This window comes from Pseudomonas sp. O39, assembly GCF_045447295.1.
GTDB lineage: Bacteria > Pseudomonadota > Gammaproteobacteria > Pseudomonadales > Pseudomonadaceae > Aquipseudomonas > Aquipseudomonas antarctica_A.
In genome coordinates this window covers 52,078-66,576 of the sequence record NZ_JBJGXV010000008.1, presented here as the reverse complement: position 1 = coordinate 66,576, position 14,499 = coordinate 52,078, and the positions used below count along the sequence as shown (strand labels likewise).

Sequence of the window (14,499 nt, the reverse complement as noted above, 5' to 3'; positions counted from 1 at the left end):
ACGACCCTTATCGTTGCGGGGCTTTTCCTTGCGTGCTTTAAAAGTAGTACGGGAATTTCAAGCTGAACGTGAAGTCCGGTGCATCATCCGTCATGCCGATTGACAGGTTCGGTACGATGGTGAGGTTTTCCGAAGCGGCAATGGTCATGCCCACGTTGAAATAACCAGCGTTGGCGTCGCTGGAAACCACCGATTGCCAGTCCTGACCGGTCTGCTTGATCTTGCTTTTGCGCTGCACCAGGTCCGACACGGAAAACGACATGCTCATTTTCTCGTTAAGCGCGAAGGCTACCCCTACGCCCAGTTGAAAGCTGTCGCCCAGGCTGATTTTACCGGGGACTTTCTGATTGACGTTGGGGCTGATATCGCCGAACGACTCCTCGAAGTTATGGGTATACGACAGCGAACCGAACAGCACCGCCGGATCGAAGGTTTTCACCAGGGAGATGCCTGGCGTCACCGACCACACACCGTTACCCGTCGGCAGGCTTTCCGGCACGGCAAGGTTATTGTTATTGGCTTGCTCGATCAGCTTGATGCCATAGGGCTCCTCGCCAGTGGGGGCCTTGACACGCACCGATACCACGGCGTCCGGCAGGTTGGCAGTCTCATCAAGGAATTTGTAGGCGACACCAAAGTTGACGTCACCGATGGTTGGGTTTCGAGTGACGGAGGCTTCCGACATTGCGTTGGCGTCGCCGTTGACACCTCCCGACTGATACGTCGATTCGCGGTAAACCACCGGCACATTCAGGTCGAACTGCCAGCGGTTGTCCAGGTTGTAGCGCCCGGTCAGGTCCAGCGTCCAACTGTCGGATTTGATTCGGTCCAGGTTGATATTCCCGAGGAAGATCGAGTCCAGCGCCAAAAAGCCGTTGAGGGATAACTGCCGGGCGTCGTAGCGGGCATAGGTGACGCCGGTTTCAAAGCTGAATTTGCCGTTGCCGAAAAAGCCGCTGGCCTCGTTATAGAGGTTGCTGACACTTTGTGCCGGGGCCGAATCGTCCTTGAGGCTTTGCCCGTAGGAACTGCCGCCGCCCGCGCCACCCGACGCCGCAGCTGCGCCCACTCCAGGCGTATGACCTGCCACGGTAGTGCCGCCTTTCTGAAAGTCGGCCGGGGATTTTGCCAAGCGTTTAGGGGCGGGCGTTGCAGGTTGGTCTTCTACTTGTCGTACACGTTGCTCCAGCACGGCCAGTGCTTTTTGCTGCACTTCATAGCGTTGCTTGAGCTCTAAAAGTTGCTGCTTCAAGGTTTCGATGTCGGCGTCCGGCGCGGCATACAGCATGGATGCCGGCAATAGCGTACTCAAACAAATCACGGTACGTAACGATATCGATCGATGCATGAAATAAGCCGTCCCTTTCTAATGCGTAAGTGCCGTGGCTCAGCGTAGTTCAATAACCGGAAGGGCGGAGGCCTTTGAGTTGATCGAGGTTAAGGTTCTGGTTGATGTTGTTTAAACCGTTGTTGCCCAGCACCACGTTGAGTTGGGTCATATTGTTTACAAAGTTGCTGTTGCCCTGAATAACCGTGCCTTGCAGGACGTTGCCACCGCCAATTTGCTGCACCACATTGCCCTGGTTGTTATTGGCCTGAAGTGCCATTTGCAGCCCGCCGTTATTCGCCGTTACCGTTACTTGCCCTGCAGCGGTGCCACCGCTGATGGGCTGGCCTGCCATCAGCGCTTGGCCTGACTGTACGTAGTTGGCGGGGGCCAAACCGTTTTGGGTGACGTTGATGTCCACGCCGTTGCTGGCGGTGTTGCCGTCGCCTGCTGCGCGTACGCTTTGCGTCACGCCCTGTCCCGTTCCGAGGCCGGAGCCTCCGATTACCGTGCCGGTGCCTTGAGGTTGCTTGACGATGCCGTTGCCATCATTGCCGGTGACTTGCACATAAAACTGAGGGGTGACGGTGGACGCGTTGACTTGCATATTGGCGCTGCCAGTAACGGTTGCACCGGCGGCGTTGGTCCAGGTGCTGCTCATGACGATACCAAAACTGATAATCCGTCCCGGCATCACATAGCGTCCGCGCAGCTCGGCCATTTCCGAGTCCTTGAGTTCGATCGGCTTGAACGCCGAGGAAGCATAAGCAGGTGCAGTGGCTGCCAGGCACATGACCGTCAGCCAACGGAGAGTGTTCATCGTTTGCTCCTGGAGCGTCCTGCTCCTTATTGCGCCTCTAAAAGAAGTCGCTCTGGATAAAACCGAAGTCCATCAGTTCACTGTCGCGTACCGGGCTGAACCCGTTCAGTTGGCTCCTGGCGGTCAGCGGGGTGGGCGGGGTCAGCAGGGCGTTGGTCTTGTCATAACCCTCGCCGATGACGGCGAATACGATGCCATTCCAACCCTTGACGAAATCGTCCTTGGCGTAGCGCTTGTTGCCCAGCACGGGGTCGCCGATATAGGCCCAGTCTTTGTCGGCTCGCTGCAACACCACGAAGTGCTTGTAGCCGCGAATGTCCAACAACACCACGACCGGTACTTTTACGGTGATGAGTACCTCAGGTGTAATCCGGTAGCCCTTGGCGCGCATATGGATGCTTTCCAGGTAGCGCTTCATGTCGAGCATGGAGAAACCCTGGGTGCGCACCAGATTCTGGTCGGCGTTGACCAGCATGCCCTTGATGACGTGGTCTTCATCCACATCCATCCAATAGGCTTGGCGCAGGATGGTCGCCAGTGCGGCGGCGCCACAGCTGAAATCGGTTTTCTGTTCCACCAGGTTGGCGAACTTGCGTTCACGGATGCTCTCGACTTTCTTGTAGACCACCGCGCCATTGGGCATGACCACTGCCATTTGCGCTGCCCAGGTCGGGCCGGTGAGTGCTAGCAGCAGAAGGAGGGCTCCGAGGCGCATGATCGTATGACCTGTTGGACGCTGGAATAAAAAGGGCCCTGTTGCCAGGGCCCGATCTGGATCAGAAGCGAGTGACTGCTACGTTGTTCTGACCTTGGTTGCCGCTGCCCGACAGAACGTTGGAGTTCGATATCCCAGAACTGAAGTTCATCGAGTTGTTCACGCTGGCATTGTTGACCACGGGTTTGGTGCTCCAGCCGTGGCCGCTGCTCAGGTTGAGGGTCAGGTTGCCCGACACGTCCTGCACGCCGGTGACGGTTGCAGCGCCGCTGCTGCCATTGCCGGAGGCCAGTGCAACACTGCTGCTGCCTTGGTTGGAGGTGCCTGCTTCGGAGTTCAGTTGAATGATGCCCGAGGCATGGTTGCCGCTGTCGTTCAGAGAGGCATTGTTTTTAGTGGCGCTGTTGAGCACCTTGTTGCCGGTGTTCGACTGTGCGGCGCCGGCACTGGCGAACACGAAGTCTGCATCGCCGGAAACGATGGCCACATCGTTTTTGCCTTGGTTGTTGTCGCCGCTCAGCACGTTGCCGTTGGCCACGCCACTGATGTTGTTGTAGGAATCATTGGCTGACGCGTTGTTTTTGGTTTTTTCATTGGTGACCACGTTGCCGTGGTTGGTTTGACCATCCAGCGTGGTCGCGGAAGCGGTGGTAGGCGCTGGCTGTGGATGATGGTTGGGTTGACCCGCTTGAGCAGCAACAGCCATGAGCGCAGCGAGAGCGAAAGCCAGTGGTTTGAGAGCCATTGTAGTTTTCATGGTGTATCTCCTTGCTTCTAATTAGTTGGTTAAGTGTTGGTGCGGTCCAGCGATCGACTCAGCTCCATCAGTTGAGTCGTAAGTTCAGGGTGTTAGCCACTCGGTTCCCCACCCCGGCGCTCTGGTTGACCTGAACCACTCCACGGCTGCCGGTGAAGGCCTGGTCGCTGGTAACGACCTGGCGGCTGCCAGTGGTAGGGGTCAACCCTGAGTCGGTTGCAAGCGCAACGGTCTGTTGCGACATGACGCTGTCGTCGATGCTCTGCGGGCCAGCATTCACGCTGATGCGCACGGCATTGATCATCTGGTTCTGGGCCCCGGCGGACTGGTTGACACTCAGTGCACCGTTGCCATTGCTGAAAGAGTTGCCCTGGATCGCAGCGTTAGCGTTCAGGGAGCGGTCGGCCGCAGCGCCGCTGATTTTTTGTGTGACGGAAATGTTTGCCAGGGCGTTGTGGCCCACTGCAATGGCGAGGTTGTTGCTCAACTGTTGCTGGTCGCCGGCTGCCTGGTTGGTCGAGACCACACCGTCGTATTGCTTGCCGGAGTTCGTGATGGTTGCGTTGTTGTTGCTGTCGGCCATCGCCGCTGTGCAACTGAGCGCCGCAAGGAGCATCCAGGAGCCGTTCATTTCATTGCCCCCCCGACCATGCCACTGATGTTGTTCAAGGGGGCGAGACCGCTGGATATCGCACCATTGACCGTGCCGGAGATGCCGCCACCACTGGTGTGGCCGGCCGCGCTGCCGGCACCCAGGCCTGTACTGCTACCGAATGTGTTCAGGCCAGTAATGTCGCCATTGGGCATGATGCTGCGCGTCAGGCTTGAGCCAGTGCTGATACCCGCGATGTCGTTGTCGCTGAGTTCATTGCTGGCAGCGTGCAGGACTTGGGCTGATGGGTTGGCATTCACGGTGTTGGGGTAGGGGTCTTTACCGCGTGAGCGACCGATTGCATAAGGTTGAACCTGACGCTGGATCACAATCACACCGTCACCGTCCGCCAAAGCCGGAAGGCTTGCGCTGGCACTCAGTACACAGCTGATCAGCAGGAGGCTCAGTGAGCTCGGATTATGTGTGTCCACGGCAGTGTTCCTTATTCTTCGCGCTGACCCTAAACAGCGCTGTAAGGGAAAGAGCAGAACGCGTGCCGCTTTTTATTTGTTGTTGATATTCAGCGAGTTGTAATTAAACCGAGACCCTGTGATGGCTGTGGTGTTTCACCGTTGAGACAGTGCCCGCGCGGCCCTCTATGCGCAGCCCCACGTCAAGGCTGTCTCAGCGGTGTAACAGTCGGCATGACAAAACGATGAATCCGCTCGGGGCGGGCGATTCAGAGGAGGGAGGTGTTTCAAAAATGGACACTGTCGCCGCGAGCAGGCCCGCAGGTGCGGGCACAAGGCTTAGCCCTTGGGTGCTTTACGCGGGATGGCATTGAGTACGGGGTTGCCATCCTGGTTCTGCGTCAGATAAACCGGCAAAACCTTGGGCAGGGAGGGGACGAGGTTGTTGACTTCATTGATGTTGTAGATGCCGCCGATGCGAATGGCTCCGGTACTGGCGTCTGCCAGCATCACCGGTTTGTTCAGGTAGCGGTTGATCAGCGGCAACGCGTCGGTCAACGCCAGGTTGTCGAGCACCAGCTTGCCCTGGCGCCATGCCAGGCCTGCGTCATTGGGGTTGATGGTGGCGACCTGCGGGGCGGCGTCACCGTGGTGATAGCTGGCTTGCATGCCTGGGCTCAGTGCGACGCTGGCGTGGGCCTGGTCGCTGGAAATCTGCACCGAGCCTTCAAGCAACATCACCCGCACCTGGTCCTCATACTTCCAGACGTTGAATTGGGTGCCTGTGACCCGCACCTGTCCCTCGCCCGCCCGCACGATAAACGGGTGCTTGCTGTCATGGGCAACGTTGAAAAATGCCTCGCCCTTTTTCAAGGTGACCCGGCGTTGGTCCTTGTAGTTGCTGAACACCAGCTCGGTGCCCAGGTTCAACTCGACCTGGCTGCCATCGCCGAGCGTAACCTTGCGTTGGTCATTGGTGGCTTCGAAATGTTCATAGGCGCTGGGCAACCAACCCGCTTCCCAGCCGGTGAAGGCGGCAAGCGGCAAGGCGCCAAGGCAGACAGCGGCGGCCACCGCGTAAGTGCGCAAGCGGCGGCGTGGCGTGAGCGGCAGCACAATCGGTGCCGGCTCGTGACGCGGCAGGTGATCGGCGATCTCCCAGATTTCCAGCATGGCCGCGTATTCGAAGGCGTGCAGTGGATGCGCATCGTGCCATTGCGCAAAAGCCTGACGCTCGCCCGCCGTGCAATCACTGGCATGCAGTCGCATGCACCAATGCGCGGCAGCGTCGGTGATGGCGTCATATTCGGCTTCTGAAAGGGGCTTGTCGCTCATGGGCTCATCCTGATTTCGCCCATTCTAACCTCTGGAGGCAGACGGCGAGAACCGCCGTCATGGCGATTGCATATCAATTGGAACTTATTCTCGTTTGTAAATATCAGAAAATACAGGACACGAGTCCGTCATCCCCCCAATGGAGATCGAAAATGCTCAAGAAAACCGTAGTCGCCCTGTGTGCAACCACCGCGCTGCTGAGTGCTGGCGCAGCCCTTGCCGATAAGCCAGGTGCCGGCTGGATTACCATCGAAAAAGCCATTGAGACCGCCAAGACCAAGGCGGCATATGTCGAGGTCTATAGCGCCGAAGCCGATGACAAGGGCTACTGGGAAGTCAAAGGGCGCAAATCCGATGGCACCGTCTATGAAGCACGCATCGACGGCATGTCGGGCAACATCCTGCGTGACCAGAAAGACTGACGTGACCTGCGGGGGCTGCTCAGGCCCCCGGATCCAGAAGACGGCCCAGATGAGTCATCAGGTAGGTGACTGAGTCGGCGTTGGCCAGGATGGTGTCAATGCGTTTGTCGGGGTTACTCATGAACACCTGCCGAGCGTCGTCGAGGTTCTTCGAACCCGTGGCGTTAAGGACTATGCGTTTGACGTGACGGGTATCCGTTTCATCCCCATAGTCTTCCCATGAAGCCGTGACATCATCCCAGGTCTTGAACAACATGGTTGCCGGCGTCAACGTGGACAGTGCAGTCCGGCGTATATCCTCCAGGTCGGTCTTCAACTCTCGAGCACCCGGTCTGGCTGTATTCATCAGGTCAGGGAACGGTCGCATACTGTCAAGGTAGGCGATGTCGGCAGTCTTGGCCTTCAAGTGTGTCAACTCGTGTATCAGTACGCTGGCTCTGGCGTGGGCCGAGATATCGAAGGGTGAGTTCAGGCGATTCTGGTAAGCATCCAAATGCGGATCAAAGAACCGATCGAGCAGATACAGCTTACGGTCCTTGTCCCCGTCGAGCACAAAGGCGTAACTCACGGTCGGGTTCAAGCGGCTGGTCCCGCTGACAAAACGCTTGGAATCGGGGCCGGTCAAGCTCGGGTCGCTCAACTCCTCCAGCATCCCGTCGACTATCTTCTCGATCCTCTGCAACTGATCAGGGGTCAGGCTGATGACACCGAACATTTCACCCAAAAAGAGACCTACCCGGCTATTGGGGTCGAGCGATTTAGAAAATTGAGTGATGTTGCGCTTGCACGTGACGGCGTAGTAAGTCGCCACGTTCAACGCCTCATTAATGACTTGAGCTTTCCAGTTGGACAGCGCCGCAATGTCGCGGATGCCGGTCGCCTGGATATTGATGGCCTCCCGTTCGCCGCCGCGTGTTCTTATGCGCGACAGGACCTTGCCGAAGCGTGGGTTATGGCGGCTGAGGTCCAGCACCCATTGCCCCTTGGCATCGCGGCCAACATAGGGGCCGCGCTGATCGGTGTTTGCCAGGCGCCAGCGTTGGGCGGTTTTCTTGACTGAATACACTTTGCCGTCCAGCGGGACATAGTTTTTCAACGTCTTCTTGTCGCTATAAACATGGGTGACGCTGCTTTTTTCAAGGTCCTTCAAGGCGATATCGTGATCCTCGAAAGGCTGCAGCCGAGTGCGTGAGGGGGCGGTGATGTCCAGCGTCGCCAGGCGGGTGGCGGTCGGCAGGGTTTCGTCTGTCAGGTCGGCCTCGGGCACCTCCTTTCCCGTGGGGGGCAGTTGTGCGGTGCCCTCAAGCTCACTGCGCAGAGAGGCCATTTGCGCCACGCCTCTGACAAAGTCCTTTAATGCGGCCCTCCATTGGTGCAATTGCAGGGCTTCGGCTGAACGCTTGAACAGCGTATAGCTGCGCCAGACCACCAGTGGGTACGCGAGTTTGCCCGCCATGAATTGCACAGCCGTGGGGATTTCTTTGCCCAACAGGCCGGTCACTCTGTCCCATAGCCCCTTGGCGCCTTTCTCGAACTGGCAGGCAAGCATCTTGAGCAGGATCTGCGTGTTGTCATCGAACAGGGAGTGAAGGGCGTTCGAGCTTATCGCGGTCGAGGCGAGGCGAAGGTCGGAGGGGCGATGATGGTTGTTTTGCAGCAAGTTGCGGTAAGTGGCCTGATGTGGGTGCGCCAGATACATGATGACCCCGTCCTGAAGTTCTCCCGGCCTCTCCAATTCATCCAGCAACGCTCGCTCGTTCGCATATTCCTTGAACACATGGTTTTCGCTGTAGGGCGCATAAAGTACCAGGGGGGCCGCGCCTGCCGTTTCATCACCTATCAGGTACATGCCCAGTACCTTGACGGGGGTAGCGCCTTCGGTCGCCATCAACTCCAGCGGCCGAATCATGGCCGATGCACCTGGGAGCGACGCACGCGCCAGGGCGTCTGGCATGTCGAACACCTGTTGGACCCTGCTCAGGGCTTGCGTGGAAAGTCGCTCTTGCAGCTTTTGCTCGTGGGCGTATTGCAACGATTGCCAAGGTAATTGCCGGCAAAACAAACGTCGGCGTTTGCGGCCTTCCTCGGTTTGACTGTTCAACCGGCTTTGCAGCAGCGTCTGGTAGGCGGTTTTCAGATCCAGCTGCCGGACCATCTGAATCACCGCAGTTGCGTCCAACGTGTCCGGCAAGGGGGCGGCGGTGCGTGAGCGTGGGCGAATGCTTTGGGCGTCCTGGTCAGGCCAGTGCTGCAGGGCAAAGTCGGTCAGGCTGTAGGTATGGATGTCGAGGGCCTGGTGAAGGGGGATCAGAATGTTGTCGGGGTTGAGGGGCTGGCCGGGAAAGCGTGCCGTCAGCAGCTTCTGCAGTTCTGTGAGGGCGTACGCACGCAAGGGCGTGATCCCGTGCAAGTAGTCTTCTTCTTCGGGGGCGCTGTTGTGGTACTGCTCGAGAAGCTCCGCCTGATGGATCTGGTCTTGTGTCTGCGCCATTCCCAGCCAGACCGGCAGGGCCTGCTGGTTGATCATACCGTCGGCCACCGCGATTGCCCGTGCAAGGTTGGTGGGCGGCGCCTCCTCCAAGACCCTATCCAGGCCGTCCTGGAACGCGCGGGCGGGCAATTTCAGGGTGAGCAGGTGGTCAACCCCGTCCATGACATAGTCGCTGTAGGTTTTCAGGCGATTATCCAGCACGTTATCGTCAACGCGTTGCAGGGGACCCAATCGATAAACCTGATGGGGCACTCGCTGGGAAATGGGCAGGTTTTCCAGCAGGCTCAAGCGCCTGATCGGGTGCTCAAGACGCTCTGTTGTCGCCTCGCGAAAGGCTTGAATCGAGGCAAAGGCCTCATGCCCGCGCCGTGGCGTCCAGAGCACCACCTGGCCGGAGAAATCCGGATCGATACCGCCGCGTTCAGTCAGTAAAAACGTATTGGCAAGCGGCACGGATTTAACCGGCGAGCCGACATCCAGCGTCAAGGCGTAGGCATCCGGCAAAAAACCGTTGAGGCCATGTCGCGTCAAGCGCACAAGGCTGTCGGCCCTGAGTACGGTGTCGAGTATTTCCTGGCTGCGAGAGGGCAGGGTTTTACCCAATAGCCTCAGTTCGGCCTCGCTGCGTAACCCTAGCAGCAGCGAGTGGGCGTGTTTGTTGCTGAGGCTGCTGAGAAACAGACGTGGGAGTTCGCGCATCTCGTGGCTGGCGAACACCTTCAAGCCTTCATCAATCACCTTGTTGAACCTGCTTACGGTGATGCTGGGCAACCGCAGGGCGACACGCGGGTCGAGCTTCTCGTAAAGACCGATCCCGGCGACGTCGGAAACGGGCCCGGTTTTTATGCTCAGACGCTCGATAAAGTGCTCAACCATGCTCAGGGAGGCGACTGGGGGGCGCTCTTCACGTTCTTTGGCCTGCGTGTCGTAGGTGTTGATAAAGACTTCATCTGCCTTGAGATCCAGACGCTGTGACTGCAGTTGCGCGTCCAGGGCGTGGGCGACCATGCTGCGTAATGTCGGATGACTTTTGCGCTCGATGGCCAGTGTGTTCTCGGCGGCCTTCAGGCGCTGGAGGTGCGGCTTGGCGCGTTCTGCCTTTACCGTAGAGGGGCGGCCATTACCGCTGGTGGCGGGGTGGACGGTCCAACGCCCACCGGTGTCCAGCGGCGCGAGGCGATCATCCAGCATGGTGCGTACATCCAGCGCGTAATCGAGCAGGGCGCTCAGGTCTACCTGGCCATCGCTGCGCCGGTAGAGTTCCAGTGCGTGGTTCATATTGCTGATTTGCGTTCGCGCGATGTCTTCGATCATTCCGGGAAAAATGCTGCCCATCACCGGCCGGGTCGCGATGTTTATCTGTTCCAGGCCGATAAACACGTTGCGCTCGTCCAGTGAAAGGAAATTGAGTAGCTCGTCTTCGTGCCCCGCGGCCTTGAGCATGCTCAATAACGTCTCTTTCAGGTCATCCAGGTCTTTGACCACCTGTAATCCACGAGACTGCGTGTAAAGGTAAGCGTTGTTCTCGTGGATCATCAGGGTGCTGGCCAGCTCCACGTAGTGCTGGTAAGGCGCGTACACACGTACTTTTTCAACACTCAGGCGAGTGGCGTAGGCGCTGCGAGCGGCCTGATCACTCAGGAACATTGCCTGGAGCATGTGACTTTCGTCGGCGCTGATGAGGTTGTTTTGGCGCTTGAGCAGGGTATCGACGCGAAACTTATCCGCCATGACCTGTGCGAAAAAATCCAGGCGTGAGGCGCCGTTGTCTGTGTCTTCGTTCCAGTAGGTCTGCAGCAGGCTGTCCAGCAGCTTCGACAGCATGCTGGAGGTCTGTTCGATTAAGCTCTCCCACTGTTGGCGATCTTGTTCCAACTGGCGCTGGTTGAAGGCGGTTGTGACATGTTTCGGGTTCAAGAACTCGCGGCTTTGCTCTTTTGGCCAGGCATGTCCTACATAAAACTGCAGGAGTACTTCGCTTAATGGCAGGGAATCCACCCAGCGTCGATTGGCGTCCCCGAGGTTTTGTATAAAACAGTTCACCCGCGTATCACGTTGATCCAGGCCCGGGAAATAAGACCGCGCCATGATGCCGAGCAGTGTGTCGAGCATGCTGGGCAACGTGGGAATGTTTTGCAGTTGCCCAAGCATGGCTTGCACGTTCGCCTGTTGGCAAACCTGCAGGGTTTGCTCCTGGTCTTCCATGACAGCGCCTTCGACGATCAGGGTGGTCAACGTGATGGGCGTGCCAACGGGCAATGCGTTGCGCTGGGCGATCGACAGGAACCTGATCAAGTCCACGCGCTGCTGCGCATCCGCCAACTGCGCGCTGACCGCGGCGAGTAGCGAGGCATGATCGTCTGAGACCTGAATGCCCGCATAAGGTGTGTAAAGCAGGGCCTTGCCACCGTCCGGGCTGGGGCTCATCACGAAAGCCCCAGCCATTGGAATCGCAGGCTGGCCGCTAACGTGGATCATCAGCTTTTCGACGCGCATGGGATGGTCGCGCAGTCGCGCATCCTGCCGGGCGGCATCGGTGGCGTAGTACAGCGTATGCAGCCAATCCAGGTCTTTGACTGTCAGCCCCAGCGCACGCTCGCGCTCGCTGGGTGTTTTTCTGCTGACGGGCAGCAGGAACTCGTCGAAAAAATACGCAGGGGTCGCGCGGATCATGGTCTGCCTCCAATGTGCATAGGAGTTGGCAGCGTAAATAGGCGCAGGCGGCGAGCAGGGGTAAATAATCAGCCCCGGTGCAAGTTGACAGCAGGCCGCGTGCGTGGTGTTTAATCAACGGCCTGAATGTTCATTCGTTGCCCCTTCCAATCATAAAAACGGAGCTTCAAATGTCTGCGCAGTCTCCGACAGTTGCCACGGCATCAACCTCAATCGGCTTCTCTGAGCTGGTGGCATTGCTACAACAGATTTTTATCAGGCATGGCACATCCCCGCAGGTGGCTGCCATCCTGGCGCACAACTGCGCCAGCGCCGAACGCGATGGTGCCCACAGTCATGGCATCTTCCGGATTCCGGGGTATCTCAGCACGCTGGCCAGCGGCTGGGTTGACGGCAAAGCCGTGCCGGTGGTCACGGACGTCGCGTCCGGTTGCGTGCGGGTAGACGCCTGCAACGGCTTCGCCCAACCGGCGTTGGCGGCGGCCCGTTCACAGCTGGTAGCCAAGGCCCGCAGCGCCGGCATTGCGTTGCTGGCTATTCACAACTCCCATCATTTCGCCGCGTTGTGGCCGGATGTCGAACCCTTCGCCGAAGAAGGGCTGGTGGCGCTGAGCGTGGTCAACAGCATGACCTGCGTAGTGCCGCATGGCGCCGATCGGCCCCTGTTCGGCACCAATCCCATTGCGTTTGCCGCACCCCGGGCAGACGGCGCGCCCATTGTGTTTGACCTGGCCACCAGCGCCATCGCCCACGGTGACGTGCAGATTGCCGCACGCAAGGGCGAGCGCCTTGAGCCCGGTATGGGCGTCGACAGCCTGGGCCAGCCGACCCAGGACCCCAAGGCGATTCTTGAGGGCGGGGCGTTGTTGCCGTTTGGCGGCCACAAAGGCTCGGCGCTGTCGATGATGGTCGAGTTGTTGGCAGCGGCGCTCACCGGGGGCAACTTCTCATTTGAATTCAATTGGTCGGATCACCCGGGCGCGCGCACGCCGTGGACCGGACAGCTACTGATTCTGATCGACCCAAGCAAAACCGCCGGGCAACACTTTGCCGAGCGCAGCCAGGAGTTGGTGCGGCAGATGCATGCGGCGGGGTTGCGGCGGTTGCCGGGGGATCGGCGTCATCGCACACGGGCGAAGTCGCAGGAGACAGGTATTGTGATTGAGGCGAAGGACCTTCGGCAATTGCAGGAATTGGCCGAGGGTTAAAAGGGGCCGCTGCCTCAGGCAGCAGCCCCCGTTGCTCAGTTGCGGCGACCGAGCAGCAGGCCGACCACCAGGCCAAAGCCTGCGGAAATCGCCACGGTCTGCCATGGATGACCACCGATGTAGGTTTCGGTGGCATCGACGACAGGCTTGCTGCGCTCGCGCACGTTGGACACCGAGTCCAGCGCTTGCTTGAGCTTGATGGCAACCTGCTCGCGCAAGGTTTCGCCTTCTTCGCCTATCAGGGACGCGCTGCTTTTGAGCAGTTTGTCCGATTCTTCGATCAGCGCCGTCAGTTCACTGAAAGCTTGATCCTTGATTTGGTCTTCGACAGCTTGGGCGGCAGTTTTGCGGGCCATTGTGTGACTCCTTGCAGGTAAATGTGACAGTGAACAATGGAGTATCGGGTTGCGGCAAAAGTTGCAGTTTTTTTGCCCATAGCGTGTGCTCGAGCAAAATCCGAATCTGGAAGTTTCGACCTACAGTGTAAGATGTCACCTATTTGTGCAGCAGGTAATTCAACATGAGCTTCAATCTGGCCAACAAAACCCTCGCCGAACGCGCCGAGCTGGAAGATGAAAAGTCCCGCCTCTACGACCTGTGGCAAACCAACCTGGGCAAGGCCAAAGGTGAAGCGGCACGCTTGTTCGGCGAGCGCGCCAAGCGCAAGGGCAAGTGGGCTGAGTGGGTACGTGCGGAACTGGACGGGATGTCACCGCCGGAGTTTTCCAACATGGTGCGCAGCGAAGTCAACAAGCTGATGGCTGCGGCTAAGTAAAGCACGCCACAATCGCCTCACGTACTTTAAGCAACACCGGATCAAGCTGGGCCTGGGTGCGCCAGCCCAGTTCCACCGGGTAGCGCGGTAGCGCCAGCGGGCAGGGCAACACGCGCAAGCCGGTCATCTGCGCAATGGCCTCGGCGGCATGCCCGGGAATCGTCGCCAGCGCCTGGCTGCCCTTGAGCAAGTACGGCAGCGCGGCAAAATGGCTGGTGGATGCGCACACCTGGCGGCTCAGCCCTTGCGCCGCCAAACCTTCGTCGGTAATCCCGATAAACCCTCCCGACGACACCAGCACATGCTCGCGCGTGACGAATTCTTCCAGGCTGATGCCGTGTTGGCCTGGCGTCAGGCTTTGCGGGTCTATCAGGCAGCGGTAATCACCGTCTCCCAGCACGTGCCGGCTCAGCCGGCGCTCGGCAAAGCCACCGGCGGTAATCGCCAGGTCCAGGGTGCGGTCGAGCAGGGCGGCGGCGACGATTTGGCTATGGGTCTGGCGGAAAATCACCCGCAGTTTGGGCGCGCGTTGCGCTATTTCCTCCATTAGCCGGCGGCCGTGGGCGATTTCGAAGTCATCGGACAAACCCAGCACCACCGACCGTCCCTGGTAGTCGGGATGAGTCGGATGGGTCATCGCCAGGCTCTGCCGACAGCGGTCCAGTGCCTCGCTGATGACCGGCTTCAACTGATTGGCCCGCAGGGTCGGCGCCAAGCCACGGCCAGTGCGCACGAACAGCTGGTCGCCATACATTTCGCGTAAGCGCCGCAAACCGGCACTGATTGCCGACTGGGTGACGCCCAGGCGCAATGCCGCGCGGCTGGCGCTGGACTCGTCGTGCAGGGCCTCGAAGGTTTTCAGCAGGTTAAGGTCAATCTGCGCGATATTCATTTGGCTCATATCATTCAGCACT

Annotated in this window: 13 protein-coding genes; 3 read left to right on the top strand and 10 right to left on the bottom strand. The window is 58.9% G+C overall.

Annotation, left to right across the window (positions count from 1 at the left end; all coding sequences use genetic code 11):
- Positions 1-37: 37 nt before the first annotated feature.
- The 7 genes from ACI77D_RS13540 to ACI77D_RS13510 all read right to left on the bottom strand — a co-directional run bounded on the left by ACI77D_RS13540 (position 38) and on the right by ACI77D_RS13510 (position 6,016).
- On the bottom strand, positions 38-1,348 hold the full coding sequence (locus ACI77D_RS13540; RefSeq protein ID WP_064452721.1) for a transporter: 1,311 nt from the start codon (positions 1,346-1,348) through the stop codon (positions 38-40).
- A 49-nt stretch (positions 1,349-1,397) separates the two neighbouring features.
- Positions 1,398-2,147: a hypothetical protein gene (locus tag ACI77D_RS13535; RefSeq protein WP_064452720.1), complete on the bottom strand. Its 750-nt coding sequence runs from the start codon at positions 2,145-2,147 to the stop codon at positions 1,398-1,400.
- Positions 2,148-2,184: 37 nt separating this feature from the next.
- A complete protein-coding gene (locus tag ACI77D_RS13530; protein ID WP_064452719.1) occupies positions 2,185-2,862 on the bottom strand; it encodes a C39 family peptidase in 678 nt (225 codons plus the stop codon).
- Between the two features lie 61 nt (positions 2,863-2,923).
- Entirely contained in the window at positions 2,924-3,619 is a 696-nt protein-coding gene (locus ACI77D_RS13525) for a hypothetical protein (RefSeq protein WP_064452718.1), read from the bottom strand.
- A gap of 67 nt (positions 3,620-3,686) precedes the next feature.
- Positions 3,687-4,250: a hypothetical protein gene (locus ACI77D_RS13520; RefSeq protein ID WP_064452717.1), complete on the bottom strand. Its 564-nt coding sequence runs from the start codon at positions 4,248-4,250 to the stop codon at positions 3,687-3,689.
- Positions 4,247-4,702 carry a hypothetical protein gene (locus ACI77D_RS13515; protein ID WP_407016762.1) on the bottom strand — a complete coding sequence of 152 codons (456 nt, stop codon included), beginning with the start codon at positions 4,700-4,702 and terminating at the stop codon, positions 4,247-4,249. The genes ACI77D_RS13520 and ACI77D_RS13515 overlap by 4 nt, the downstream gene beginning before the upstream one ends.
- Positions 4,703-5,020: 318 nt before the next feature.
- Positions 5,021-6,016 (bottom strand): FecR family protein, encoded by a 996-nt coding sequence (locus ACI77D_RS13510; RefSeq protein WP_407016761.1) that lies wholly within the window; start codon positions 6,014-6,016, stop codon positions 5,021-5,023.
- Between the two features lie 152 nt (positions 6,017-6,168).
- Here ACI77D_RS13510 and ACI77D_RS13505 point away from each other — a divergent pair, with 152 nt between their 5' ends.
- On the top strand, positions 6,169-6,438 hold the full coding sequence (locus ACI77D_RS13505) for a PepSY domain-containing protein (RefSeq protein ID WP_064452714.1): 270 nt from the start codon (positions 6,169-6,171) through the stop codon (positions 6,436-6,438).
- A 19-nt stretch (positions 6,439-6,457) separates the two neighbouring features.
- Here ACI77D_RS13505 and ACI77D_RS13500 read toward each other — a convergent pair whose 3' ends face one another.
- Positions 6,458-11,602 (bottom strand): dermonecrotic toxin domain-containing protein, encoded by a 5,145-nt coding sequence (locus tag ACI77D_RS13500; protein ID WP_407016760.1) that lies wholly within the window; start codon positions 11,600-11,602, stop codon positions 6,458-6,460.
- 170 nt (positions 11,603-11,772) lie between these two features.
- Between ACI77D_RS13500 and ACI77D_RS13495 the strand changes: the two genes are divergently transcribed.
- On the top strand, positions 11,773-12,810 hold the full coding sequence (locus tag ACI77D_RS13495) for an Ldh family oxidoreductase (protein ID WP_262664972.1): 1,038 nt from the start codon (positions 11,773-11,775) through the stop codon (positions 12,808-12,810).
- Positions 12,811-12,845: 35 nt separating this feature from the next.
- Here ACI77D_RS13495 and ACI77D_RS13490 read toward each other — a convergent pair whose 3' ends face one another.
- Positions 12,846-13,166, bottom strand: coding sequence for a YqjD family protein (locus tag ACI77D_RS13490; RefSeq protein WP_064452711.1), 321 nt, complete (start codon positions 13,164-13,166; stop codon positions 12,846-12,848).
- A 164-nt stretch (positions 13,167-13,330) separates the two neighbouring features.
- Between ACI77D_RS13490 and ACI77D_RS13485 the strand changes: the two genes are divergently transcribed.
- Positions 13,331-13,585, top strand: coding sequence for a hypothetical protein (locus ACI77D_RS13485; RefSeq protein WP_003190904.1), 255 nt, complete (start codon positions 13,331-13,333; stop codon positions 13,583-13,585).
- On the opposite strand, the gene ACI77D_RS13480 is transcribed toward ACI77D_RS13485, so the two are convergent.
- Positions 13,578-14,477, bottom strand: a complete 900-nt coding sequence (locus ACI77D_RS13480; RefSeq protein ID WP_262664969.1) for a LysR family transcriptional regulator — start codon at positions 14,475-14,477, stop codon at positions 13,578-13,580. The two genes, ACI77D_RS13485 and ACI77D_RS13480, sit on opposite strands and share 8 nt — an antisense overlap.
- Between the last annotated feature and the right edge of the window lie 22 nt (positions 14,478-14,499).

Bases quoted from the DNA above. Each gene is read 5' to 3' on its own strand.
- ACI77D_RS13535 (WP_064452720.1), bottom strand. From the start codon at position 2,147: ATGAACACTCTCCGTTGGCTGACGGTCATGTGCCTGGCAGCCACTGCA.
- ACI77D_RS13530 (WP_064452719.1), bottom strand. From the start codon at position 2,862: ATGCGCCTCGGAGCCCTCCTTCTGCTGCTAGCACTCACCGGCCCGACC.
- ACI77D_RS13525 (WP_064452718.1), bottom strand. From the start codon at position 3,619: ATGAAAACTACAATGGCTCTCAAACCACTGGCTTTCGCTCTCGCTGCG.
- ACI77D_RS13505 (WP_064452714.1), top strand. From the start codon at position 6,169: ATGCTCAAGAAAACCGTAGTCGCCCTGTGTGCAACCACCGCGCTGCTG.
- ACI77D_RS13540 (WP_064452721.1), bottom strand. From the start codon at position 1,348: ATGCATCGATCGATATCGTTACGTACCGTGATTTGTTTGAGTACGCTA.
- ACI77D_RS13490 (WP_064452711.1), bottom strand. From the start codon at position 13,166: ATGGCCCGCAAAACTGCCGCCCAAGCTGTCGAAGACCAAATCAAGGAT.
- ACI77D_RS13480 (WP_262664969.1), bottom strand. From the start codon at position 14,477: ATGAATATCGCGCAGATTGACCTTAACCTGCTGAAAACCTTCGAGGCC.
- ACI77D_RS13510 (WP_407016761.1), bottom strand. From the start codon at position 6,016: ATGAGCGACAAGCCCCTTTCAGAAGCCGAATATGACGCCATCACCGAC.
- ACI77D_RS13500 (WP_407016760.1), bottom strand. From the start codon at position 11,602: ATGATCCGCGCGACCCCTGCGTATTTTTTCGACGAGTTCCTGCTGCCC.
- ACI77D_RS13485 (WP_003190904.1), top strand. From the start codon at position 13,331: ATGAGCTTCAATCTGGCCAACAAAACCCTCGCCGAACGCGCCGAGCTG.
- ACI77D_RS13520 (WP_064452717.1), bottom strand. From the start codon at position 4,250: ATGAACGGCTCCTGGATGCTCCTTGCGGCGCTCAGTTGCACAGCGGCG.
- ACI77D_RS13495 (WP_262664972.1), top strand. From the start codon at position 11,773: ATGTCTGCGCAGTCTCCGACAGTTGCCACGGCATCAACCTCAATCGGC.